23 protein-coding genes and 1 pseudogene are annotated in these 22,412 nt (G+C 36.1%); 21 read left to right on the top strand and 3 right to left on the bottom strand.

The window, feature by feature from the left end:
• The first annotated feature begins 136 nt into the window (after nucleotides 1-136).
• The 10 genes from GOQ17_RS15295 (at nucleotide 137) to GOQ17_RS15255 (ending at nucleotide 7,790) form a co-directional block, all read left to right on the top strand.
• Entirely contained in the window at nucleotides 137-808 is a 672-nt protein-coding gene (locus tag GOQ17_RS15295; protein WP_159638817.1) for a hypothetical protein, read from the top strand.
• Entirely contained in the window at nucleotides 805-960 is a 156-nt protein-coding gene (locus GOQ17_RS16255; RefSeq protein ID WP_201288645.1) for a hypothetical protein, read from the top strand. The genes GOQ17_RS15295 and GOQ17_RS16255 overlap by 4 nt, the downstream gene beginning before the upstream one ends.
• 309 nt (nucleotides 961-1,269) lie before the next feature.
• Nucleotides 1,270-2,040: a lincosamide nucleotidyltransferase Lnu(H) gene (gene lnu(H), locus GOQ17_RS15290; RefSeq protein ID WP_159638816.1), complete on the top strand. Its 771-nt coding sequence runs from the start codon at nucleotides 1,270-1,272 to the stop codon at nucleotides 2,038-2,040.
• 209 nt (nucleotides 2,041-2,249) lie between these two features.
• Nucleotides 2,250-2,840 carry a Crp/Fnr family transcriptional regulator gene (locus tag GOQ17_RS15285; protein ID WP_159638815.1) on the top strand — a complete coding sequence of 197 codons (591 nt, stop codon included), beginning with the start codon at nucleotides 2,250-2,252 and terminating at the stop codon, nucleotides 2,838-2,840.
• A gap of 61 nt (nucleotides 2,841-2,901) precedes the next feature.
• Entirely contained in the window at nucleotides 2,902-4,029 is a 1,128-nt protein-coding gene (locus tag GOQ17_RS15280) for an FAD-dependent monooxygenase (RefSeq protein WP_159638814.1), read from the top strand.
• A gap of 1 nt (nucleotide 4,030) precedes the next feature.
• Nucleotides 4,031-4,459, top strand: a complete 429-nt coding sequence (locus GOQ17_RS15275; protein WP_159638813.1) for a DUF3995 domain-containing protein — start codon at nucleotides 4,031-4,033, stop codon at nucleotides 4,457-4,459.
• Nucleotides 4,460-4,787: 328 nt separating this feature from the next.
• Entirely contained in the window at nucleotides 4,788-5,180 is a 393-nt protein-coding gene (locus GOQ17_RS15270; protein WP_159638812.1) for a hypothetical protein, read from the top strand.
• Complete coding sequence (locus GOQ17_RS15265) at nucleotides 5,180-5,485, top strand: hypothetical protein (RefSeq protein ID WP_159638811.1); 306 nt, start codon at nucleotides 5,180-5,182, stop codon at nucleotides 5,483-5,485. The genes GOQ17_RS15270 and GOQ17_RS15265 overlap by 1 nt, the downstream gene beginning before the upstream one ends.
• A 297-nt stretch (nucleotides 5,486-5,782) precedes the next feature.
• Entirely contained in the window at nucleotides 5,783-6,373 is a 591-nt protein-coding gene (locus GOQ17_RS15260; protein ID WP_159638810.1) for a hypothetical protein, read from the top strand.
• A 385-nt stretch (nucleotides 6,374-6,758) separates the two neighbouring features.
• Complete coding sequence (locus GOQ17_RS15255; protein WP_159638809.1) at nucleotides 6,759-7,790, top strand: serine hydrolase domain-containing protein; 1,032 nt, start codon at nucleotides 6,759-6,761, stop codon at nucleotides 7,788-7,790.
• Nucleotides 7,791-8,024: 234 nt separating this feature from the next.
• On the opposite strand, the gene GOQ17_RS15250 is transcribed toward GOQ17_RS15255, so the two are convergent.
• Nucleotides 8,025-9,122: an IS91 family transposase gene (locus GOQ17_RS15250; RefSeq protein WP_159638808.1), complete on the bottom strand. Its 1,098-nt coding sequence runs from the start codon at nucleotides 9,120-9,122 to the stop codon at nucleotides 8,025-8,027.
• Nucleotides 9,101-9,961, bottom strand: coding sequence for a tyrosine-type recombinase/integrase (locus GOQ17_RS15245; protein ID WP_201288644.1), 861 nt, complete (start codon nucleotides 9,959-9,961; stop codon nucleotides 9,101-9,103). Before GOQ17_RS15245 ends, GOQ17_RS15250 begins: the two co-directional genes overlap by 22 nt.
• A 316-nt stretch (nucleotides 9,962-10,277) precedes the next feature.
• Here GOQ17_RS15245 and GOQ17_RS15240 point away from each other — a divergent pair, with 316 nt between their 5' ends.
• The 5 genes from GOQ17_RS15240 (at nucleotide 10,278) to GOQ17_RS15220 (ending at nucleotide 14,429) form a co-directional block, all read left to right on the top strand.
• Nucleotides 10,278-10,769 (top strand): Pycsar system effector family protein, encoded by a 492-nt coding sequence (locus GOQ17_RS15240; protein WP_159638806.1) that lies wholly within the window; start codon nucleotides 10,278-10,280, stop codon nucleotides 10,767-10,769.
• Nucleotides 10,769-11,476: an adenylate/guanylate cyclase domain-containing protein gene (locus GOQ17_RS15235; RefSeq protein WP_159638804.1), complete on the top strand. Its 708-nt coding sequence runs from the start codon at nucleotides 10,769-10,771 to the stop codon at nucleotides 11,474-11,476. Before GOQ17_RS15240 ends, GOQ17_RS15235 begins: the two co-directional genes overlap by 1 nt.
• A gap of 426 nt (nucleotides 11,477-11,902) precedes the next feature.
• Complete coding sequence (locus GOQ17_RS15230) at nucleotides 11,903-12,448, top strand: hypothetical protein (protein ID WP_201288643.1); 546 nt, start codon at nucleotides 11,903-11,905, stop codon at nucleotides 12,446-12,448.
• 281 nt (nucleotides 12,449-12,729) lie between these two features.
• Complete coding sequence (locus GOQ17_RS15225; RefSeq protein WP_159638802.1) at nucleotides 12,730-13,455, top strand: DUF6088 family protein; 726 nt, start codon at nucleotides 12,730-12,732, stop codon at nucleotides 13,453-13,455.
• Nucleotides 13,452-14,429, top strand: a complete 978-nt coding sequence (locus GOQ17_RS15220; RefSeq protein ID WP_159638800.1) for a nucleotidyl transferase AbiEii/AbiGii toxin family protein — start codon at nucleotides 13,452-13,454, stop codon at nucleotides 14,427-14,429. The genes GOQ17_RS15225 and GOQ17_RS15220 overlap by 4 nt, the downstream gene beginning before the upstream one ends.
• A gap of 788 nt (nucleotides 14,430-15,217) precedes the next feature.
• On the opposite strand, the gene GOQ17_RS15215 is transcribed toward GOQ17_RS15220, so the two are convergent.
• Nucleotides 15,218-15,541 (bottom strand): transposase, encoded by a 324-nt coding sequence (locus GOQ17_RS15215; protein ID WP_236537171.1) that lies wholly within the window; start codon nucleotides 15,539-15,541, stop codon nucleotides 15,218-15,220.
• A gap of 212 nt (nucleotides 15,542-15,753) precedes the next feature.
• Between GOQ17_RS15215 and GOQ17_RS15210 the strand changes: the two genes are divergently transcribed.
• From GOQ17_RS15210 to GOQ17_RS15180, 6 genes and pseudogenes are all read left to right on the top strand, one after another.
• Nucleotides 15,754-16,440, top strand: coding sequence for a basic secretory protein-like protein (locus GOQ17_RS15210; protein WP_236537169.1), 687 nt, complete (start codon nucleotides 15,754-15,756; stop codon nucleotides 16,438-16,440).
• Nucleotides 16,441-16,724: 284 nt separating this feature from the next.
• A complete protein-coding gene (locus GOQ17_RS15205; protein WP_159638798.1) occupies nucleotides 16,725-18,164 on the top strand; it encodes a circularly permuted type 2 ATP-grasp protein in 1,440 nt (479 codons plus the stop codon).
• A gap of 15 nt (nucleotides 18,165-18,179) precedes the next feature.
• Nucleotides 18,180-19,094, top strand: a pseudogene (locus GOQ17_RS15195) (alpha-E domain-containing protein).
• Nucleotides 19,095-19,105: 11 nt separating this feature from the next.
• Nucleotides 19,106-20,080, top strand: a complete 975-nt coding sequence (locus GOQ17_RS15190) for a transglutaminase family protein (protein WP_159638795.1) — start codon at nucleotides 19,106-19,108, stop codon at nucleotides 20,078-20,080.
• Between the two features lie 263 nt (nucleotides 20,081-20,343).
• Nucleotides 20,344-21,408 carry a PLP-dependent cysteine synthase family protein gene (locus GOQ17_RS15185; RefSeq protein WP_159638794.1) on the top strand — a complete coding sequence of 355 codons (1,065 nt, stop codon included), beginning with the start codon at nucleotides 20,344-20,346 and terminating at the stop codon, nucleotides 21,406-21,408.
• Between the two features lie 109 nt (nucleotides 21,409-21,517).
• Nucleotides 21,518-22,412 (top strand): protein-disulfide reductase DsbD family protein (locus tag GOQ17_RS15180; RefSeq protein WP_317163282.1); only part of this gene is annotated, 895 nt, incomplete at its 3' end.

The raw sequence follows: 22,412 nt of genomic DNA, 5'->3' as shown, positions 1-22,412 counted from the left end.
CGACTTACGTCGCTTGCCGTAAGCCGCCGCTGCGCGGACTGCTTACAACAAGCGACTTGGCTAAATAGCTCCGCTTTTGTATCTTCGATACAGCTTCGCTACTTCGCCAAGTCGCCGAGCCGTTACCAGTAATGCTATGACAGACTACGAACTAAAAAATATCGACCCAGACGACATAAGCGATTTACTCGTTAAAGTTGAAAAGTCATTTGAAATAAAGTTTGGTAACACCGAACTAATGCATATTTCGACTTTTGGTGAACTTTGTGACCATATTGTAAATAAAATCCAACTTGACAATTCAGACGACTGCACCAGCCAACAAGCATTTTATAAATTACGTGACGCAATTTCATTGACACTTCAAATAGACAACAGAACTATCTCGACAAACTTTCCTCTTGCAGACGTTTTGCCAAGAGAAAGCAGGCGTTCAAGAACACAAAAGTTGGAAGAGCTATTAGGTTTTAAACTTAATATCTTACGACCACCGCATTGGGTTACAGGGACACTTGCAATTATATTACTTGCTTCTATCGTTGGACTTTTCTTTAATTGGCAAATCGGACTTTTAGGACTTGTGTTTTCAATCGCAGGATCTTGGTTCGTAAACAAAATCGGAAACGAACTTGACTTGCAGACTGTTGGACAAGTTGCCGAAAAAATGACAAGAGAAAAGTACTTAAAGTCAAGACGAAACCCAAAGACATTTAATAAAAACGAAATAGAGAAAATATTAACTGACTGGTTCAGTGAAGAATTTGACTTAGACAGAAGTAAATTAACAAGAGAAGCGAAATTAATATGAAGACAGAAAGAAGCACTACTGGTAACATCGGTTTGGCAATATGGCGGCTGAAGTGCTTCTATGAAACATTTGTGCAAGATTCAACGGCTGTAATTCTATTGAACTTTTGTGCTAAAAATCCGCCACATCGCCAAGCCGTAAACCGTTGTTAGCAATCCGCTGCGCTCCTTGCTAACAACGGCTCGGCGACTTACGTCGCTTGCCGTAAGCCGCCGCTGCGCGGACTGCTTACAACAAGCGACTTGGCTAAATAGCTCCGCTTTTGTATCTTCGATACAGCTTCGCTACTTCGCCAAGTCGCCGAGCCGTTGGCGGTAATTTTACCAAACAGAATGTTAAACATAAAAAAATATAATCCGATGAAGCTATAAGTAACTGTCCAAAATAAATAAACTCAAACTTTTTCATTGCTTTTAAAAAGTAATGGAGTTTTCTATTATTAATTTTTAAAAATTAGAAAAATGACACAGTTACAAATGATTGACAAAACAAAATTATTAGCTCAACAAGACGGAAATATTTCCGCCGTTTTTATGTATGGTTCATTTACAAAAAACGAAGGAGACAAATATTCTGATATCGAATTTTACATCTTCTTGAAAAATAAAGAAAATTTCTCGGCAGAAAAATGGGTAAATCAAATTCATCCTGTGGCTTTATATTTTACAAACGAATATGGAAGCGAAGTTGCTATTTTCGAGAATATGATCAGAGGAGAATTTCATTTTTTAAAAACGGAGGAAATTGAAATTATCAAATCCTGGGACGGAATTGTTGAATTTAGCGATTTTGACCAAATGAATCTAATCGACAAAGACGGACTTTTAACGAAAACGCTTAATCAAATCGGAACAAAATCCCCAGAAAGAATAACAAATGAAAATATCTTGTGGTTAAGCCAATCATTACTGAATGTTGTACTGACAACAAGCAACTTGATTAAAAGAGAAGAATTTGCTCACGCTCATCACAGTTTATCAAATGTTCAGAAATACTTGCTTTGGCTTATAAGAGTAAGAACAACCAAAACGCAACATTGGGAAAGTCCGACTAAAAATCTCGAAAAGGACATTGATGTAATTTGGTATTCAGCGTATAAAAAAGTAACATCTGACTTAAATCCTAAAAACATCGTTTTGGCTTTTGAGAACTCCTTAAATTTATCGAAAAAACTATTTGACGAACTTAAAATTGAACCCAAACTGAAAGAAATCCTGAGCAGAATAAGATAAAAACTACCGCCAACAAGGGTTTGGCGCAATGGCGGGTTAAGTTATTATTGAAAGTTTCGGCTTTCTATGTCGCAAAAAGCCAATTACATTGACTTTTTTTCTTAAATTTATTCAATGAATTGGCTTTTGCTTACTGTGTCGCTAAATTGAAACTTTTCGCTTCAATTTCCGCCACTGACGCCAAGCTGCGGGACGTTAGCAGAAATTTTATGAACCAAACATTTCGTGATAAATTATTACACACATTTGAAATCAAAGAAGAATTGTTTGATGAATTATTTTCCTTATTGAAATTTAAGGAAGTAAAGAAACACGAATACATCCTTAAAGAAAATAACATTTGTTCTTTTATCGGAATAACGATATGCGGCTCACTACGAACTTTTTATATAAACGAAAATGGCGAGGAAGTAAATTGTCTATTTCATTTTGACCACCGACTTGAAGATATCGTTTTTACAGATTATGATAGTTTTTTACGCAATTCGTCATCGAAGCTAAATATACAAGCATTAGAAAACGCTACCGTCTGTTTAATTAGTTATAACGATTGGGAGCGACTTTGCAACAGCTCAACATATTGGCAACTTTTTTCGAAAAAAATGACGGAACAAGTCTATTTTTTTGCAAAAAAACGAATAGAAGATTTATTATACTATTCTCCTGAAAACAGGTACCTAAAACTTTTAAAAGAGAATCCTTTGCTCTTTCAAAAAATTCCTCAACGACATCTCGCAAGTTATCTAGGGATTACACCACAATCATTAAGCAGAATAAGAAAACGTATTTGCACTAATTAACTTAAGTGAACGTTTTTTGGCGTCTTCACCAGTAATTTTGCCTTTCAAATTAATAGTCAAAATGAAAAGAACAGTAAGTATTATTGGGGCAGGAATTGGTGGGCTCACAACAGCCTTGACATTGAAACAGAAAGGAATAAAGTCAATCGTTTTTGAAGGTTCTGAAGAAATAAAATCTGTTGGAGCAGGGATTATAATAGCAAATAATGCAATGCAGGTTTTTAAAGAACTAGGTATTCATCACAAAATTGAAAAAGCCGGGAACAAAATCTCGTATATGAAAATTAAAGATGAACAGCTAAACAATTTAAATGTAATAGACCTACGTGTTTACGAACAGAAATATGGTGTTCGGAATACAGCCATCCATAGAGGAGAACTACAAAAAATACTCATAGACGAACTTGGTCTTGACCATATTCATTTATCAAAACGACTTTTTAAGATTCAAAAATCAGAACTTTTTAAACTAACTTTTGAAGACAACTCAACGATTGAAAGTGACATTGTAATTGGAGCAGACGGTATAAAATCAGTAGTTAGAGATCAATTATTTGAAAAAAGCACATTACGCAACCCAAACCAAATCTGTTGGAGAGGAATTTGTGAAACAGATTTACCACAAAAATATCATAACGAACTTAATGAAGCTTGGGGAAAGGGAAAACGCTTTGGTTTTGTAAAAATAAGCGATAAAAAAGTATATTGGTATGCATTGGCGAACTCAAAAAACATACAACCAGACAATATAAATTTGGTAGATTATTTTAGTGATTTTCACGCTGATATTATAAACATTATTTCAGCTACTAAAAAAGAACAAACCATACTCAGCGATATTTTTGACCTAAAACCAATCCACAAATGGCAAAGTGAAAATATTTGTTTAGTCGGTGACGCAGCTCACGCCACAACACCAAACTTGGGACAAGGTGCTTGCCAAGCCATTGAAGATGCCTACGTCTTAGGTCAGCTTCTTGACAACGAACCTGCTATTGAAAACACGTTTAAACCGTATGAAAATCTAAGAAGAAAAAAAGCCCATACAATTGTAAACACAAGTTGGACAGTCGGAAAAATGGCACATATCGAAAATGGATTTGGAATATGGTTGCGAAATTTGGCAATGAAAAATATGCCAAAATCATTCAATAAAAAACAAATGGATATGATTTTTAACTTGCACTAATATGGCAACAATAATAGCAATTCCGTTAATAAGTATATTTCTATTCCTTTCTGCACTTCATTTTTATTGGGCATTTGGAGGGAAATGGGGAAATGGTGCCGTGATTCCAACGAAAGAAAGCAATGCACTCGTAGCAATGCCGGGAATTATACCAACATTAATTGTTGCATTTGGTTTATTAAGCTTTGGACTGGTCGTTTTGGTAAATGTAATAGATTTTGAACGCTCCTTATTCCTCGGGCTAGTTCAGCTATATGGACTTTGGATAATTGCAAGTATTTTTATCCTACGGGCTATTGGAGAATTCAAATATGTTGGTTTCTTCAAGAAAATTAGTCAGACAAAATTTGGGCAAAACGACACAAAGTACTACTCTCCATTATGCCTGATAATTGGAATATTGACATTAATGTTAGAGCTAACAAAATAAAAACTTCTGCTAACATCAGTTTGGCAAAAAAGCGGGTGAAGTGCTTCTATGAAATATTTGTAATAAATTTGAAGTCAGTGCTTCTTTGGAAGTTTAGTACAGAAATACCGCTTCTTCGCCAAGCTGCCGAGCCGTTGTTAGCAATCCGCTGCGCTCCTTGCTAACAACGGCTCGGCGACTTACGTCGCTTGCCGTAAGCCGCCGCTGCGCGGACTGCTTACAACAAGCGACTTGGCTAAATAGCTCCGCTTTTGTATCTTCGATACAGCTTCGCTACTTCGCCAAGTCGCCGAGCCGTTATGCGGCACTTTAACGAAACACGCTACCAATGACAACAAAACGGTATGACATATTTCTTGACGACAAAGTAATAGGAACGACTGAACTTGAAAAAGCAGACGCACCAATGGGTGTTGTTTTTGGTAACATAAAACTGTATGACATTTCATCGGGATATGAATTTTTCAAATCATATTGTATGACAAATGGAATTGAGATTATTAACGATTATCCCGAGGACAAACTCATTGCAACATCTGACATTCCAACACTGAAAATCATCACCTCAGATGGAGTTGAAATTAAAGGGCAAGGAACAAGTATTGACGGTATGGATAGTGACGTTTTTGAAGTTACAATTTTAGGCGTACCATATCCATTTTATGAAGAAGAATTTCCTCATCACGTGAAAGCATACGAAGACCAATTCAAGGACAACTAATGACAACAGACAAAATTTTAGAAATTGGTATTGACGACAGAGAACGACTTTTTATTAAGCCGAATAAAGAACGTTTTACTCTTATTTATAGGACAGCGACAGAAGTTCATTGGGACAACAAAGGACTTTTTCTATATTCACCGAAACCAAGAGAATGGACATATTTTGATTGGTTCAGACAAATAACTGGAGTGACAGAAACTGAATGTAACTGCAAACTTATTTTGACTGACCAAACTTTGTGGACAAACATTTCAGACGAACTAAAACAACAAATAATTGAACATCAAAAAGCGACCGCATAACATCGTATTGGCAATAGGCGGGCTGAACGGCTTCGTATCAACGGAAGTGCAAAATTCAGCTTTCGTTCTTCGATTAAAGTTCAGTGCTAAAAATCCCGCCCATCGCCAATACGCGGCCCGTTGTTAGCAATCCGCTGCGCTCCTTGCTAACAACGGCTCGGCGACTTACGTCGCTTGCCGTAAGCCGCCGCTGCGCGGACTGCTTACAACAAGCGACTTGGCTAAATAGCTCCGCTTTTGTATCTTCGATACAGCTTCGCTACTTCGCCAAGTCGCCGAGCCGTTACCTGCAAGCGTATGACCAACATTCCGCAAAAAGAAAGTGATTATATAAAAAGGATTAATTCAAACTTCGTTGGACAGAAAATTAAAGAAGTCTACTACGAAGAATTAATTTATGAATCAGATTGTGAATATTGGAATTATTCAAATAATATTCATTCAGTTGACATGAATGTTATTTTTAAGTTTGATAATGACAAACTTTTACAAATAAAATGGGATAATGAATTCTATTGCTACGGAATAGGTTTTGAGGAAATATTTAAAATAGAATCAAAAGAAGGAATAAAAACAATTAATGTATCAGAGAATGATAATTGGAAACCATTAATTGGTGAAACTATCTCATCAATAGAAATATATTGGGATGAAAGTGAAAGCCAAGAATTTCAAAATAAGTTTGGCTTTATGATTCCTAAAGGAATGAAACAAAAAATAAAACTTCCATTGTCTTGGAAATTGAAATTTATAAACAATTATATTTTCATTTCAGCTTTCGAAATTAAGGTTAATGAATATAATTATTATTGGGCTGACCATTTGACAATATTTTTCAATGAAGAAGAACTTATTAAATATAAGCTAAATCAATACGCCAGCAGGTAACAAGGGCTTGGCGCAATGGCGGGTTAAGGCTAAAATTGAAGTTTCGGCTTTCTATTCCGCAAAAAGCCAATTATATTGACTTTTTTCTTAAATTTATTCAATTAATTGGCTTTTGCTTACTGTGTCGCTAAATTGAAACTTTTCGCTTCAATTTCCGCCACTGACGCCAAGCCCCAAAACGTTGTTAGCAATCCGCTGCGCTCCTTGCTAACAACGGCTCGGCGACTTACGTCGCTTGCCGTAAGCCGCCGCTGCGCGGACTGCTTACAACAAGCGACTTGGCTAAATAGCTCCGCTTTTGTATCTTCGATACAGCTTCGCTACTTCGCCAAGTCGCCGAGCCGTTAGCGGTAATTTTAACCGAACAAACTGCAAAAAATAAAGTATGAAATTTTTCCTGACAACATTCTTATTTATTCCCTTAATCTTATTCGGACAAAACAATATTGAAGAAATAATAAATCAAGAATTTGAAAAAGGACATTTCAACGGAACGGTTTTGTACTATGACGGAAACCAAACTCAAAAAATAAGCAAAGGCTTTTCTAACATTCAGTTTGATGTAGAAATTGACAATAAAACTCGATTTCCGATAGCATCAGTAACCAAACTTTTTACATCACTTGCAATTATCCAACTTCAAGAAAAAGGTCTGATTAATTTCAACGACAGAATTGAAAAATTTATTCCCAATATTTCCGAAGAATGTAAAAACATTACAATAGAAGATTTAATAATTCATCATTCAGGCTTGGAAAATGAACCAATAAAAGCTGTTGTAAATAAATATTCTATTGACGACTACATAAATGAGTTTGTCAAAAAATCGCAAAATGACACTTTAAAATTCAACTATAACAATGTTGATTTTGTGTTGTTGTCAAAAATAATTGCAGTAGTTACGACTAAACCATTTTCTAAATCAATCGAAGAGTTAATTTTGAAACCATTAAAATTGGAAAATACAGGGTTTGTTAGTGAAAATGAAGTTATCAAAAACTTGGCTTACGGTTATCACAACTATTCTTTCGGGGAAGGGAAAAAAGACGAGCCTCTGTTTAATGACAGAAGATATATCTCAAATTATTTTGGAGCAGGTGGAATATATTCGACAACTGAAGACTTGTTAAAACTTTTAATCGCTTTAAAAGACAATACATTAATTTACGAAAAATCAAAAACTCAATATCTTTTAAAACCTCAAGTCGATGAATACATTGATTGGCTTTCAGGAAAACCTACATTTGGATTTTATTACGATGAAAACCTAAATGTTTACAGACGAAGTGGAAATATTGACGGCTTTAATTCTGAAATCATCACAAATAAAAACTTTGACAAAATCCTAATTATTCTTTGCAATACTGACACTGCTGACCTTCAAAACTTAGCGAACAAAATCTACTTCAAAAAATAAAAACTATCGCTAATAACTAAGCTTTCGTCTTGCCCGTAGGGCTAGAGATGAAAGCCCGTTGAACGGAACCGGTTACTGGACACGTATTTTTATGGAGTTTTCATTTTTAGGTTAGAAGATATTCGAGCAGGTGGAGGCCTGCTTTTTGTTTTTTCGTGGCTTTTGACTCTTAATAATCAGTTTACTACGCTCATTACCATCACTTCTGAACACAAGTTCCCTTACCCGTAAAAGCTAATTTACAGAAACACGTTTAGGGTCAAGAAGGTAACCTTTTGGTGGACCTCTCTTTCCAAAAGTCAATATCGTAACCAAATTTCCTTCATGACAACAGCGGCATTTAAGATGTTGCATTTTGGCTGCTTTTTGGGGTCTAATAATTTTTAACGCATCTTGTAATTGCTGAAGTCTACCCCGTTTCCAGCGGCTACTTAAAATGCCATAATGACGAATACGAACAAATCTGCGCGGCAAAATATGCAAGCTAAAACGTCGGGCAAATTCTTCATGTTTCAACTTCAGTTCCTTGGTTTTACTTCCATCTTTATAGTCTTTGTAGTTAATCGTAACTTCTTGATGGCTTACGCTTTTTATCCGATGATTACTGATCGCTACCTTATGTGTATAGCGTCCTAAGTATTCTATCACTGGCTTGGCTCCACCAAATGGTCGTTTAGCATACACTACCCAATTCTTTTCGAACAAACCTGCGATGATATCAGAGTCGGTGAGTTTCTCTTTACGCAACAACGCGACATATTTAGCCCGAAAGACTTTACTCAATGCTTGCACTGAAAACAGATATTTATCTGTTTTAATTTTACCTCTCCACTTCCCATTTTCATCGATACCTCCACCTGGAACGATACAATGCAAATGCGGATGCAAACTCAAATTTTGTCCCCAAGTGTGCAGAATCGAGATCATACCCAATTGTAATCCTTCGGTTTTACCAAACTGAGATAAGGTAGACCAAGTGGCTTCAAACAACAGGCGGTAAATGACCTGCGGATGTGAAAGTGCTAAAGTATTCAATGTATCGGGTAGGGTAAATACTAAGTGATAGTACCAGCAAGGTAATAACTCTTGTGCTCTAGCGGCAATCCATTCCTCACGTTTGTGCCCCTGACATTTCGGACAATGTCGATTTCGACAACTATTGTAGCTGATACTTATGTTGCCACAAGCATCACATGCGTCGAGATGACCACCCAAAGCGGCTGTTCTACATAACGTTAAAGCTCTTAGTGTTTTCTGTTGGTGAACCGTAAAGTTTTGATGTGATAAATCTACTTTTTCAAGCACATCGGCTACTTCCCAGTGCGGCTGCATAAAGCAAAAACGGTATCAAGAGGACTATGGACTTGTTGTTGGGCTAACTGACAAACATGGAGGTATTCCATCGTACTCTCCACCCGTTCATGCCCCAGAAGCTTTTGAACTTGTAGAATATTCACACCATCTTCTAACAAATGCTTAGCATAGCTGTGCCGTAGCGTATGGGTATGTACCTCCTTGAGGATGCCGGCCTTTTTACAAACGGTTTTGACAACCCATTGAACGCCACGCTGGCTATAACGCGAATCAAAACCTTTGCCTTCTTTGCTATTGCCTGTGAATAAAAAGGTAGTAGGATGTTCTGCTGAAATATAACTTTTTAACCCTCTAATAAGGTGCTCAGAAAGTGGAACATAGCGGTCTTTTTTGCCTTTACTTTGAACAATATGAAGGAGCTTACGATCAAAATCAAGATGTTTTAAGGCTAGATTACGTACTTCCATACAACGCAGACCACAGCCATAAATTAATCCAATCAATAAACGATGTTTAAGTAAATCCGCTTGTTGAAGCATACGCCAAATCTCTTCCCGACTCAAGATAACAGGAAGCTTTTTCTCTTTGGAAATAGACGGTAGATGAAGATGGTCGTACGGAAGATTTTCGGTTTTTAATAGAAATCGAAGACCATAGACAGTGTGCTTAAAATACGTTTGAGATGGACTTTTGCTTCTTTGCTGCAAGTGATAAAGGTAGTCTTGAACTTGTTCAGCATCTAGCTCCGTGGGAAGACATCCAAAATGTAATGCCATCGCAGCCACATGACGGCTATAGCATTCGAAGGTACGTTTACTACGGCCTAAGACTGAAATATTACGCTCAAATCGTTGCAACAGTGATTCGAATCCTGTAACTTCACGACAGGCGCGATGGAGAAATTTATTGTACCGTAAATCCTCCGGTTCTTTTTTTTGTTACCATAATAGTATATTTAATTCACATATAAAACTATGATTTATAGACGATAGAAAGGCTACCGGAGGTTTAGTTCAACAGCACCTTGCCAAAAGCGGGGCGGACGTGCAAATATGAACATTAAAGCATTTAATAAACATTAGTAGTGGCTTGACAGGTTGGTGCTCCGAAAGCCCCGCCTTCAGCAAGCTGCAAAACGTTATGTGCCATTAAAACCGAACTAAATATCTAAATATGAACTTAGACAAGAAAATAAATCAAGCTGAGACAAACCTTCAAAGAAAACTAGAATGGGTTGGACGACACGACAGTCGAACTGTATTCGTGACTGGAATTATAATAGCAATGCTAGGAATACTTGCTTCTGCAAGTTCAAAAATGATTAACTGGACTATTTGCGATTATACTGTATTTGGGCTTACTGCACTATTATTATTTGGAAGCCTATTATTTATTTACAGAAGTCAATATCCCAAAACTTTTTCACAGAATACATCATTGAATTACTTCGGAACAATTTCAGAAATGAAATTTGATGAATTTAAACGTAGAACAAAACAATCAAGTGATGAGGAATATTTAGAGGATATGCTTTGTCAAATACACATTAATTCACAAATACTTAAACTGAAATTTAAATTTTTAAAGATTTCGTTTATCCTATTAGGTACTGCAGTGATACCTTGGCTAATTTCTATCTATCTTTCACACGAATATTTTAAATAATGGCTATAATAGATACTATAACTGAAGAAGTTAATAACGTCTTAAATATAGCTTGGGACGAAAGAACAGGAAGTGTCATCCCCGAAACGACTGATGTTGCTTTAAAAAATGGTGCTGTTAAAATTGAAGCAACCTTCCTATATGCAGATTTGGCAGGTTCTTCAATACTAGCTAAAATATGTCCATGGCAAACAACAGCAAAAATCATTCGTTCTTATTTAGATACAGCTGTTCGTCTTATTCGTTATCACGGTGGCGAAGTAAGGAGTTTTGATGGGGATAGAGTAATGGGTGTTTTTAAAGGAACTACACCAAATACATCTGCTGCAAACTGTGCTCGAAACATCGATTGGGTAGTAACAAATTTAATAAACCCTAAAGCAAAGGAAAAGTTTAAATCAATACGAGACAATGATATTAAAATCAAGCACTGTGTTGGTATTGACACCAGCGAAGCTAGGGCAGTTCGTTCCGGCATAAGAAACAATAATGATTTGATATGGATTGGAAAAGCTCCTAGCTTTGCAGCCAAGCTTTCAGATATTCGTGATTATCCCTATGAAGTTTATATTTCAAAAGAAAGTTTTAACAAGCTCGCATCAGATGCCAAAAAGAATGGAACAGAAGACGTTTGGACTTCCAAGATTGTAACTATTGGTGGTGAGAATTATACTGTTTATAGAACTAATACTCCATTAAAGCCGTGACAAATTTAACAGCACATAACAGGCGTTTGGCTCAATGGCGGGTAAAGTGGTGAATTAAACATTCTCCCTCGCATCAACTTTTGTGGTGTATTGACAGTTTTATGCTCCNCGCCAAGCGCCGAGCCGTTGTTAGCAATCCGCTGCGCTCCTTGCTAACAACGGCTCGGCGACTTACGTCGCTTGCCGTAAGCCGCCACTGCGCGGACTGCTTACAACAAGCGACTTGGCTAAATAGCTCCGCTTTTGTATCTTCGATACAGCTTCGCTACTTCGCCAAGTCGCCGAGCCGTTGTGCGACACTCTAAAACCGACTCACGTTTAATCTTCCTTAGCTCAACCGATTATTTCCTGTATTCATTGTTTTGCTCTTGAGAAAGAAATAACTACAAAATACTTTTGCTTCATCAAACTTTAAAATTTAAAAAGATGAACAAAGAACTAGTATTTTTAAGAACTTTTGCAATTGCTACTGTTGTAGGAATTACATTTATTACATCGACTGCATTTAAAAAAAATGGCAACCAAAAATTTAGTGAAATAGATGTCGAGAGAATCAACATCGTAGAAAAAGATGGAACAGTAAAAATGATCATTACAAATGTTGAACGCTTCCCTAATGGAACTGACATAATAAATCACAGACCGACCAATGAGGGAAGAAAAAAACGTTCAGGAATGTTATTTTTTAATGAAGATGGTATTGAATGTGGTGGATTTATCTATGATGGGCAGAAAACTGAAAATGGACATTCTTCTGGACTTTCATTAACATACGACCAATATGATGGAGATCAAGTGATGCAACTGCTTACTCAGGATGCAGGGCAAGGCGATAATAGATTTGTGAGCAGTACGTTAGCTTTTAACGACCGACCAAGTAAAGAATCGCAATTAAAAACTGCAGAAATTATGAAGGAACTGGAGGAACTTCGTAAAAAGGATCCTAAAGCAATGCTTAAAAACGTCTTATAAATCCTCACTACATAATTTTTACCATTCTTCATATAGATGCCTGTGTTTGTGAAGGACAATAATAAATAGCATTATATGTGCAACATTAGCCAATAAAGCGAAATATAGCTATTTTTGGAATAATCTTAAACAACATTCAATATGCCAGAACAGCAGACTATACCTGCCTGCGGTTGAATACCACAAGTCATACACTTTGCTTTAACATCATCTACTTAAATGTCAAGTATTTTGTTTCGTTTACTTGACGATTAAATGATATTCACTACCTTTGCAGAGCAATGGGAGTTACACAAAACATACAGAAACAAATCAGTAAGTTGGCTGACGGAACTACGTTCAAATACGAGCAATTGGATATTGAACCACAGGAGTTTTCTGCGACAGCCAAAGCCATTGAACGACTGATTGCCAAAGGGATTATCAAAAGAGTTTCGACAGGTGTGTTTTACAAGCCCAAGAAAACTGTTTTTGGCGAACTGAAACCCAACGAAGAAGAAATTTTAAAACCTTATCTGTTTGAAAAAGGCAAACGTATTGCCTACATCACAGGAACTTCGCTATACAACCGTTTGGGTTTGACAACACAAATTCCCAATAGCATAAAAATTGCAAGTCGGGATAAACGGATTACCGTTTCAAATGGCAACGTAAAAGCAAGCCCTGTAAAAAGTTATGTGGACGTAACCGATAAAAATTTTTACTTGTTGGAGTTATTGGACGCGTTAAAGGATTTCAAAAAAATTCCTGACTTGGATAAAAGTTCTGCAATCAAAATACTTTTAACAAAACTGAAAGAACTCAATCCCACAGAAACAAAACTTTTGGTAAAGTGCGGTTTGGCTTATCCACCACGAGTACGGAGTTTTCTCGGTGCATTATTGGAAAACATAAAAACTGAAAGCGATTTGACAGCATTGAAAAAAAGTTTAAACCCGCTTTCGGAATACGAATACGGCATTAGCGAAAAACAATTAGCAACCGCAGAAAATTGGAATATAAAATGAAGCTACACGAAAATAAAGAACTTTTTCAAGATGCTGTTATTGCTACATCACAGCAATTAAGCATAAAGGAAATTTATATAGAAAAAGATTATTGGGTAACGTTCGCTTTGTTCAATATTTTTAAAAATGACATTGGCAAAGAAACCGTTTTTAAAGGAGGTACAGCGTTATCAAAATGCTTCGGAATGATACAACGGTTTTCGGAAGATATTGATTTGGTCGTGTTGAGAAATGAAAGCGAAACGGGAAACCAACTGAAAACAAAAATCAAAAAGATTTCCAAATGCGTTTCAGACGTACTTCCCGAAATAGACATTGACGGAATTACCAATAAAGTCGGAATGATACGCAAAACAGCACACAATTACCCTCGTACTTTCACGGGACATTTCGGGCAAGTGCGGGATATTATTATTGTGGAATCTACTTGGTTAGGAAATTTTGAACCATACACAACCGCAAGTGTAAGTTCGTTCATTTACGAAATGATGTTGCAGAACAACCAACAAACACTCATTGACGACTACGGAATTAATCCATTTGAGGTATTGGTGCTGAACCCGAAAAGAACGTTGTGCGAAAAAATTATGAGCTTGGTGCGTTTTTCTCAAACACAAGAACCCATTACCGATTTAAGAAACAAAATCCGTCATACTTACGACATTCATTTGATGCTGAAAGATGAAAATCTGAAATCTTTCTTTCAATCAGACGAATTTAAAACAATGCTTTTGCGAGTAGCAAATGATGACATTACAAGTTTCAAAAACAACAACGAATGGTTAGCCAATCACCCAACGACAGCAATTATTTTTTCTGATACAACAGACACTTGGAATAAAATCAAAGATGCTTACACAAAAAGTTTCAGCGAATTAGTTTTTGGGGAACTTCCACCCGAAAAGGACATACTAAAAACTTTGACAGCAGTAGCGGACAGATTGAAAACAATAGAATGGAACATAAAACCATGAGATTAAAGTCAGAATGAAGCCAAGATTTCCAATGGCTAATAGTCTATTCTTTTGAATTGCACCAATTGCATCATAATAGCATCACTATTGCATCATTTAAGCATAAGCAAAGTGTAAAGAGAGTTGGTAACCGACTTGATCTCCCCTCGCTCATTTGTGGCTTGCAAAACCCCACCGCTCTTGTCCGTGCTTGTTCTCGCTTTGGCTGTTTACGGAATTGATTTGGCGACCAAATTCTATGAAAAAAAGGATTGTTGTTATCAAAGGACTTTCGTATCTTTATGATAACAAAGTACATTGACTGATTGGAAAAGGTTCTGTCAAGAGAACTCAAAAGCCTACAAAGTAGGACATATTAAAGGAGACCTATTCGGTTACCTCTCTTGATAGATTACTTGCTAACAATAATATAATCAACGCATTAGAGGTGTGATAGAAAATCCTGCCACCCCGACAAAAGTCACTGGTATTCAGTGGCTTTTTCTATTTTCGGACATGTTTGGGGAAATTTTTATCTTAGATTATTAATGGGATCATGTACAAAACCTCGGGACTAAGTAAATAATTTAGTTATTATTTATGTGGGAGAGTGTTTTGGGATATTAGAGAAGTCAAAAGGAAATAATTACGGATCATGTACAAAACCTGTGGAGTAGAAGAAAAATAATCGGATATTTGCATTATTATAGGATCATGTACAAAACCTGTGGACTAAGCAAATAACTTAGTCAATCTGAATAAGAAAAAATTGATATCACGAACCTCTCTAAACTGACTTCTGAATGCTTTTATTTTGCATTAAAAGATTCTGCTGAAGCATTGGTACTTCTGTTATCAAAGTAGTTTAGAATCTTTTTGTGATGCGTATTTATAGTTCTTGACACGGTATTGAAAGACTTGAACCCAGCTTGCTCTACCTTCTCAGCCCATTTAGCTAGTCGTGTAAAAGCATATATTTTATCTACAGTTGTGTTGTGTATCCAAGATAGTTCTTGGCATAATTTGTAAGCCTTTTGAATTTCAGTGTAGCGTTCAAATAGTAAACTAGCTCTTTCCTTTTGTTCTACTGTCCATTTATGTTCACTTTTATAGAGTAAATAGCGACTTCTAATTACAGGTTTAAGTTTTTTGGTATCAATTCATTCGAAACGCAATCTGTTTTTTTTATCTCCATAGATTTATAAATTAATCTTCATATATTTACTTTGATCTACCAAAAATAAACTATTTACCTTAAGTACCATTTTATCCTATGTATGTTAACCACAAACAAAAACAATTTTTAACACTTACTCTTATTAAAAAGTGCATCTTAATCACATTTTTGTGTTCTATTGGTCTAAATCAATCCTTGTATGCGCAGCGAAATTGGTCGAACGTAACAAAAGATATAGAAAAGGCGATCCAAGTTGATACAATAAAAAAGAAAGGCATTACTTTAATATATATTAATAAATCCAATGATTTTGACAGAAGCGTAGGAGATAAATTAAAAGAAGTTTTTTTTACAAATTATCCAAAGCAAATGAAGCTCTATAATAAGAAATCTACAAGGCAAGTGATTTTTGTGATTGATCCGGATTATGATGGTATTGCTGCAGCAGGAGGTGGTGTTATACGATTTAGTCCCGCATGGTTTAAGAAAAATCCAAAGGACATTGATATTGTCACACACGAAACTATGCATTTGGTGCAAAGTTATCCGCACAACGCAGGCCCGGGTTGGATAACGGAGGGTATTGCAGATTATGTGCGACATGTCATGGGAATTGATAATGCTGGTGCAAACTGGAGTTTACCTGAGTACCGTGCTAACCACAAGTATACGGATGCATACCGAATTACAGCACGCTTCTTTTTATGGTTAGAGAAAAATAAAAAGAAGGGTATTATGAAAACTTTGGATACGCAAATGCGTGCTAAAGCTTATACAGACGATTTTTGGGTGCAAATGACAGGTAAAAATGTGGATGAACTCTGGAGCGAATATGCATCAAATCCCCAAATATAAAATGTAATAGTAATTATATAATTGTAAAAATAAGCCGACATCAGTCGGCTTGTTTTGTTTTATAGCTAATAATCGTGATAATGCCTTGGGATTTTGGGTAATGATTCGTGCAAATGCATTTTTTTTGGGTGTATAATAGTGTGTTAAGTGGGTTTTTAAAAATTTTAAATACTATTATTGTAATTTAATATACATTTTGGTTAAAATATTTCAATAATATTATTCTTTTTGTGTTAAAATTTATATATTTAGTTGATTTATTTATTAAAATTCAAATTTGAGTCATGGAAAATGGATTATTAACCTCTTATAGACCTATAAATGGCGTATATGACGAGATGGTTTGGGAGGTTTTGCGTCCTCAGTATGAAAAATTGATAAATTCTTTAGGGGAGATGGATGCTGATTCATTAAATCTTAGGGATGAAATGACTAAAAAGCTGTTTATGCGAGAAGGAATTACATTTACCGTCTATAATGATGGAGAAGGAATTGACAAAATCTTTCCTTTTGATATTATTCCTCGTATAATTGAATGCACTGATTGGAAACATATAGAAGCTGGCGTCAAGCAACGGCTTAAAGCGTTGAATATTTTTCTCAAAGATATTTATCATCAGCAATTCATTCTACGTGATGGGATCATTCCTTCAAGTTTGGTGTTTTCGTGTCCTAATTATTTGCGTCAGATGATGCATGTTGATGTTCCGTTTGATATCTATACACATATTAGTGGAATTGATTTAATCCGTGATTCGGATGGTAGTTATTATGTGTTAGAAGATAATCTTCGTACGCCTTCTGGTGTGAGCTATATGTTGGAAAATCGCAAGATGAGTTCACGTATATTTCCAAATCGTCTGGTCGAAAATAGAGTTAAACCGGTAGGTCATTATCCAGATCTTTTGATTAAAAATTTATTGGCCTTAGGATCGCATTTGAGCGATAGACCCAATGTGGTGTTGTTGACACCTGGTATTTATAATTCTGCTTATTTTGAACATACCACCTTAGCACGACTTATGGGTATTGAATTGGTAGAAGGACGTGATTTAGTTGTTCAAAACAATTTTGTATTCATGAAAACGACACGTGGGCTACGTAAAGTCGATGTCATATACAAGCGGGTAGATGATGAATTTTTGGATCCACTAGTTTTCAAATCAGATAGTATGCTAGGTGTGCCAGGTTTGTATCATGTGTATAGAAAAGGCAATGTAAATATCGTGAATGCGCTAGGCAATGGGGTTGCAGATGATAAAGCAGTGTATACTTATGTGCCAGATATGATACGTTATTATCTAAACGAAGAACCAATTTTGAAGTCTGTTCCAACGTATCAAATGGCTAATGAAGATGAGCGGGAGTTTACGATTAAAAATATCACTAAAATGGTCGTAAAAAAAACCAATGAGAGTGGCGGATATGGTATGTTGATCGGAGATAATGCTAGCGATGAGGAGATTAGTGATTATATTCAAGAAATCCGAAAAAATCCAAGACAGTTTATTTCACAACCAATTATAAAATTATCTAGTGCGCCATGTTACATTAATGGGGAGTTGCAACCACGAAGAGTTGATTTGCGGCCTTTTGCACTGTATGGTCCTGATGGAATTGAGATTGTTCCGGGAGGACTGACGCGTGTAGCACTCAAAGAAGGCTCTATTGTGGTGAATTCATCGCAAGGAGGAGGTAGTAAGGATACTTGGATAATTGATTAATTAAGAAATTAAAATATGCTGAGCAGAGTTGCAGAAAATATGTATTGGATGAGTCGATATATGGAGCGAACAGGTATACAATTACGCGTTTTGAATTCCACATAAATCTCAGACCAAGATGGATTAGTCAAGGTAGACTGGAGTCAAATAGCCAAGCATTTCTCGCTCAATTATCCAATGGATAATAACGGAAGTGAAGTATTGGGCGAGATAATATTTGACGGACAAAAGGATTTCTCGATTCTGAATAATGTTTTCAAGGCGAGAGAGAATGCACGAAGTGCACAAGATCATATTAATAGAGAATTATGGCAATCGTTAAATGATTTTTATCATTTGATTAAGGATGCTAATCTGAAAGGTCAACTTTTGGTCGATCCAATGACCGTAATGGATCAACTTATTAAGCAAGCAATGGTTTATGATGGTATCATTCATAATTCGATGAATAGAGGCGAAGCTTTTTGCTTCATGCAATTGGGTAAGCTTATAGAACGAGGTATTCAATTGGTGGATTTGTTAAAATATCATCTTACCCTAGATAAAGATGACGGGGACAAACCTAATGAACAACGATGGCGCTATTTACTTATTGCACTTAGCGGATATGAAACATATTTGCGTGAGCATGTTGGGAACTTAGATCCTAAACTTGTCTATCAGCAAATTATGCAGAATAGTAATTTTCCGTGCTCGCTAGATTACAGTTGGGAACGTATAATTGTTTATTTGAAGATGATGAAAAAGGAAGAAATTGGTTTATATCATCCTGATCTGAATTTTATTACGGGTAAAGCTTCTTCTTACATCAAATATATACAAGTGCCAAATGATTTTGATGGCCAAATCAATTATCTCAATACAGTTGAGAAATATTATTTGGATATCAATCGAGTTTTAAATAATGATTACTTTGGAAATATCTATTAATACGAGATTTTATGCCTAAATATTACGTTACTCATGTTACTAAATATCAATATCCATCATCTGTTACAGATAGCGCTAATCAGGTGATATTGTATCCAAAATCGGACGCCAACCAGCAAATCATATCGCAATTGATTACAACTAAACCTCATGTACAAATAGATACTTTTGAAGACTATTTTGGTAACCAAGTAGGTTTTTTTACAGTGGTAGATCCACATACAGAATTAGAAATTCGCGTAGACTTAGAGGTAATTACGACATATGTTCCTATTCGCAAACAAGCTTTGTCAATTTCAGAGCAAAAAAATGAACTAGCACGTATTCAATGGGAATATCCTTTTATGGATTTTTTACAATTAGAACATGTGAATGCAAAATCTGAAATACTGAAAGTCTTTGACAAATTAAGTGTTACAGAATTAGATACTTCTGAGGTGGTGTCAACTCTTTCAAATTTTATTTATAATGAGTTTGCTTACCGTCAAGGTGTGACTACTGTAGAAACTACGGTTGACGAGATCTGGTCGTTGAGAGCTGGTGTTTGTCAAGATTTTGCTCATTTACTAATTACTATGCTACGTATGCTCCATATTCCATGTCGGTATATTTCGGGGTATATATGCCCTAGTAATAGCGAGATGCGTGGGAAGGGGGCTACTCATGCTTGGGTAGAGGTATATATACCGGGATTAAATTGGGCAGGCATCGATCCGACCAATAATTGTTGGGTTGCAGATCGTCATATAATAATTGCTTACGGAAGAGATTTTAAAGATTGTACTCCCGTGAAAGGAACATACAAAGGACCTTCACAACAGGTTTTGACTGTTTCTGTTATCATTTCAAATGAACAACATAGATTTGGTGAAAAGGTACTTGAGCCTACCATTCCTGTATATACTACTACTGCAGCTCCATCCGTCAATACTTCACAAAATTCCTATCGCCATTTTTGGGAAATGCAACAACAGCAACAACAATAGATAACATAACTTTCCAATAGCCATAATGCGTTTAAAAAAAAAGGATTCGATAAGTCGAATCCTTTTTTTTAAACGCATGTTTCAAATGAGTAAATCAATACAATATTCGTTCTGCGGTAATAAATATGCTTTAGTTTGTAAAAATTATTGATTTTATGTTGCTGTTATGGAAAATTTTCACAATATGTTTGGATGTGTTGAAAATAATATGGATTTGATGCAATTTTGTGACATCATTAATTAAATGAGAATAAAATAGAGATATGTCATTAAATTCTACCTATAGCAAATGTTTATCACCAGAGTTAGATAGTCGATTCAATCATTTATGGTGCCTTGTGGGGAATACACCAATGCTTGAGTTGCATTATACTTACAAAGGGAAACTTGGGAAAATCTATGTGAAATGTGAGAATTATAATCTCACAGGGAGTATTAAAGATCGTATGGCATTGTATATCATGTACAAAGCTTATATGAATTGTCAAATACGTCCGGATGATATGATCGTGGAAGCGACAAGTGGTAATACGGGTATTGCATTTTCGGCTATTGGAAAGGCTTTGGGGCATGATGTAAAAATCATTATGCCAAATTGGTTGAGTAAAGAGCGTATCGATATTATAAAAAGTATGGGAGCTGATATTCAATTGATTAGTAAAGAAGAGGGCGGTTTTTTGGGTAGTATAAAATTGAGCGAAGAGTTGGCTGCTCAGGGCGGTGTCTTCTTGCCGCGACAATTTGAAAATATGTTTAATGCGGAAGCACATGAAATGACTACGGGTAAAGAAATTGCTCTTCAGTTGGAATCAAAAGGCTTGGTAGCCGATGCATTTGTGGCTGGTGTAGGAACTGGCGGAACTGTAATGGGCGTAGGTAAGCAATTAAAAAATTACAATCCATTTGTAAAAATTCATCCTTTGGAACCGCAAGAAAGTCCTACTTTGACAACTGGATATAAAGTAGGGGCCCATAGAATTCAAGGAATCTCTGATGAATTTATACCAGCGATTGTGAAATTGGATGAATTGGATGAGGTGATATGCGCTTCTGATGGCGACTCAATTATTATGGCGCAGAAATTAGCTAAACAATTGGGTTTGGCGGTAGGAATTTCTTCTGGAGCGAATGTTATTGGAGCTATTAAATTGAAGGAGCAATTGGGAGATGATGCAGTTGTTGTGACCCTATTATGTGACGATAACAAGAAATATTTAAGTACAGATCTAGTGAAAGAAGAACCAGTAAAAGAAGGTTATATTTCAACAGATCTTGAATTTACTGATTTTTTACCAATAGCTAGATTAGCAAAGCCGTTAATTGGCTAGTATATAGATTTTTGTTTCATCCTAATTGTTTAGGAATTGTTTGTGTTAGAATAGATTTAGTCGAGTGTTTCACTCGACTGATCTTATTCACAAGATTAAAGCCGACTTTATGAAATTATTTTTGCAATTTTTAGTTATTATGGCCTTAGTATGGGGTTCTAATAATGTCGTGGCTCAGGATTCTATAGTAAATTTAACTGATGTTGAATTTTCAGATGGAATCGAGCAGAACACAGATTCTATCGTTAGTTTTGATGATGTTGAATTCTCTGACGGTAATGAGGAAGTCGTTTTAGGGCAGGATAGCGCTTCTCAAGATTCAACGCAGAACACGGCAACAACTGACTTGACTACAGATGCTTCCCAAAATGATACCTCCTTATGGGGAATCTTCATTGCAGGACTGTTAGGTGGTTTTGCAGCATTCTTTATGCCTTGTATTTTCCCGATGGTACCTTTGACAGTGAGTTTCTTTACCAAAAAAGCTGGTTCTCGCTCTAAAGCCGTATCACAAGCCTTTATGTATGGTTTGTTTATAATCGTTATTTATGTGGCTTTAGGGATGTTGATTACTATTGCATTTGGACCTGAAGCGCTGAATGAACTTTCTACCAACGGTATTTTCAATTTCTTCTTCTTCTTAATGTTAGTGGTATTTGCGACTTCATTTCTGGGAGCTTTTGAAATTACTTTGCCAAGTTCTTTTGTCAATAAAATAGATGCTAACTCGGACAAAAGTGGTCTTGTAGGCTTATTCTTTATGTCGGCTAGTTTAGCTGTAGTTTCTTTTTCTTGTACGGGACCTATTATCGGAACGCTATTGGTAGAAGCTGCTACGCGTGGTGAACGTCTAGGACCTGCGATTGGTATGTTAGGGTTTTCATTAGCATTGGCTGTTCCATTTGTGCTATTCGCGATGTTCCCATCTATGCTGAAATCACTTCCAAAATCTGGAGGTTGGTTGAATAGTGTGAAGGTAGTTTTGGGTTTCTTAGAATTGGCTT

The sequence above is a fragment of the Sphingobacterium composti genome (assembly GCF_009829075.1).
GTDB classification, from domain to species: domain Bacteria; phylum Bacteroidota; class Bacteroidia; order Sphingobacteriales; family Sphingobacteriaceae; genus Sphingobacterium; species Sphingobacterium composti.
The sequence above is the reverse complement of the archived record's forward strand: the minus strand, read 5'-3'. Positions and strand labels throughout refer to the sequence as shown.

Excerpts from the sequence above, each read along its gene's own strand:
- GOQ17_RS15295 (WP_159638817.1), top strand. The coding sequence starts at position 137 with ATGACAGACTACGAACTAAAAAATATCGACCCAGACGACATAAGCGAT.
- GOQ17_RS16255 (WP_201288645.1), top strand. The coding sequence starts at position 805 with ATGAAGACAGAAAGAAGCACTACTGGTAACATCGGTTTGGCAATATGG.
- GOQ17_RS15285 (WP_159638815.1), top strand. The coding sequence starts at position 2,250 with ATGAACCAAACATTTCGTGATAAATTATTACACACATTTGAAATCAAA.
- GOQ17_RS15280 (WP_159638814.1), top strand. The coding sequence starts at position 2,902 with ATGAAAAGAACAGTAAGTATTATTGGGGCAGGAATTGGTGGGCTCACA.
- GOQ17_RS15275 (WP_159638813.1), top strand. The coding sequence starts at position 4,031 with ATGGCAACAATAATAGCAATTCCGTTAATAAGTATATTTCTATTCCTT.
- GOQ17_RS15270 (WP_159638812.1), top strand. The coding sequence starts at position 4,788 with ATGACAACAAAACGGTATGACATATTTCTTGACGACAAAGTAATAGGA.
- GOQ17_RS15265 (WP_159638811.1), top strand. The coding sequence starts at position 5,180 with ATGACAACAGACAAAATTTTAGAAATTGGTATTGACGACAGAGAACGA.
- GOQ17_RS15260 (WP_159638810.1), top strand. The coding sequence starts at position 5,783 with ATGACCAACATTCCGCAAAAAGAAAGTGATTATATAAAAAGGATTAAT.
- GOQ17_RS15255 (WP_159638809.1), top strand. The coding sequence starts at position 6,759 with ATGAAATTTTTCCTGACAACATTCTTATTTATTCCCTTAATCTTATTC.
- GOQ17_RS15250 (WP_159638808.1), bottom strand. The coding sequence starts at position 9,122 with ATGCAGCCGCACTGGGAAGTAGCCGATGTGCTTGAAAAAGTAGATTTA.
- GOQ17_RS15240 (WP_159638806.1), top strand. The coding sequence starts at position 10,278 with ATGAACTTAGACAAGAAAATAAATCAAGCTGAGACAAACCTTCAAAGA.
- GOQ17_RS15235 (WP_159638804.1), top strand. The coding sequence starts at position 10,769 with ATGGCTATAATAGATACTATAACTGAAGAAGTTAATAACGTCTTAAAT.
- GOQ17_RS15230 (WP_201288643.1), top strand. The coding sequence starts at position 11,903 with ATGAACAAAGAACTAGTATTTTTAAGAACTTTTGCAATTGCTACTGTT.
- GOQ17_RS15225 (WP_159638802.1), top strand. The coding sequence starts at position 12,730 with ATGGGAGTTACACAAAACATACAGAAACAAATCAGTAAGTTGGCTGAC.
- GOQ17_RS15220 (WP_159638800.1), top strand. The coding sequence starts at position 13,452 with ATGAAGCTACACGAAAATAAAGAACTTTTTCAAGATGCTGTTATTGCT.
- GOQ17_RS15205 (WP_159638798.1), top strand. The coding sequence starts at position 16,725 with ATGGAAAATGGATTATTAACCTCTTATAGACCTATAAATGGCGTATAT.
- GOQ17_RS15190 (WP_159638795.1), top strand. The coding sequence starts at position 19,106 with ATGCCTAAATATTACGTTACTCATGTTACTAAATATCAATATCCATCA.
- GOQ17_RS15185 (WP_159638794.1), top strand. The coding sequence starts at position 20,344 with ATGTCATTAAATTCTACCTATAGCAAATGTTTATCACCAGAGTTAGAT.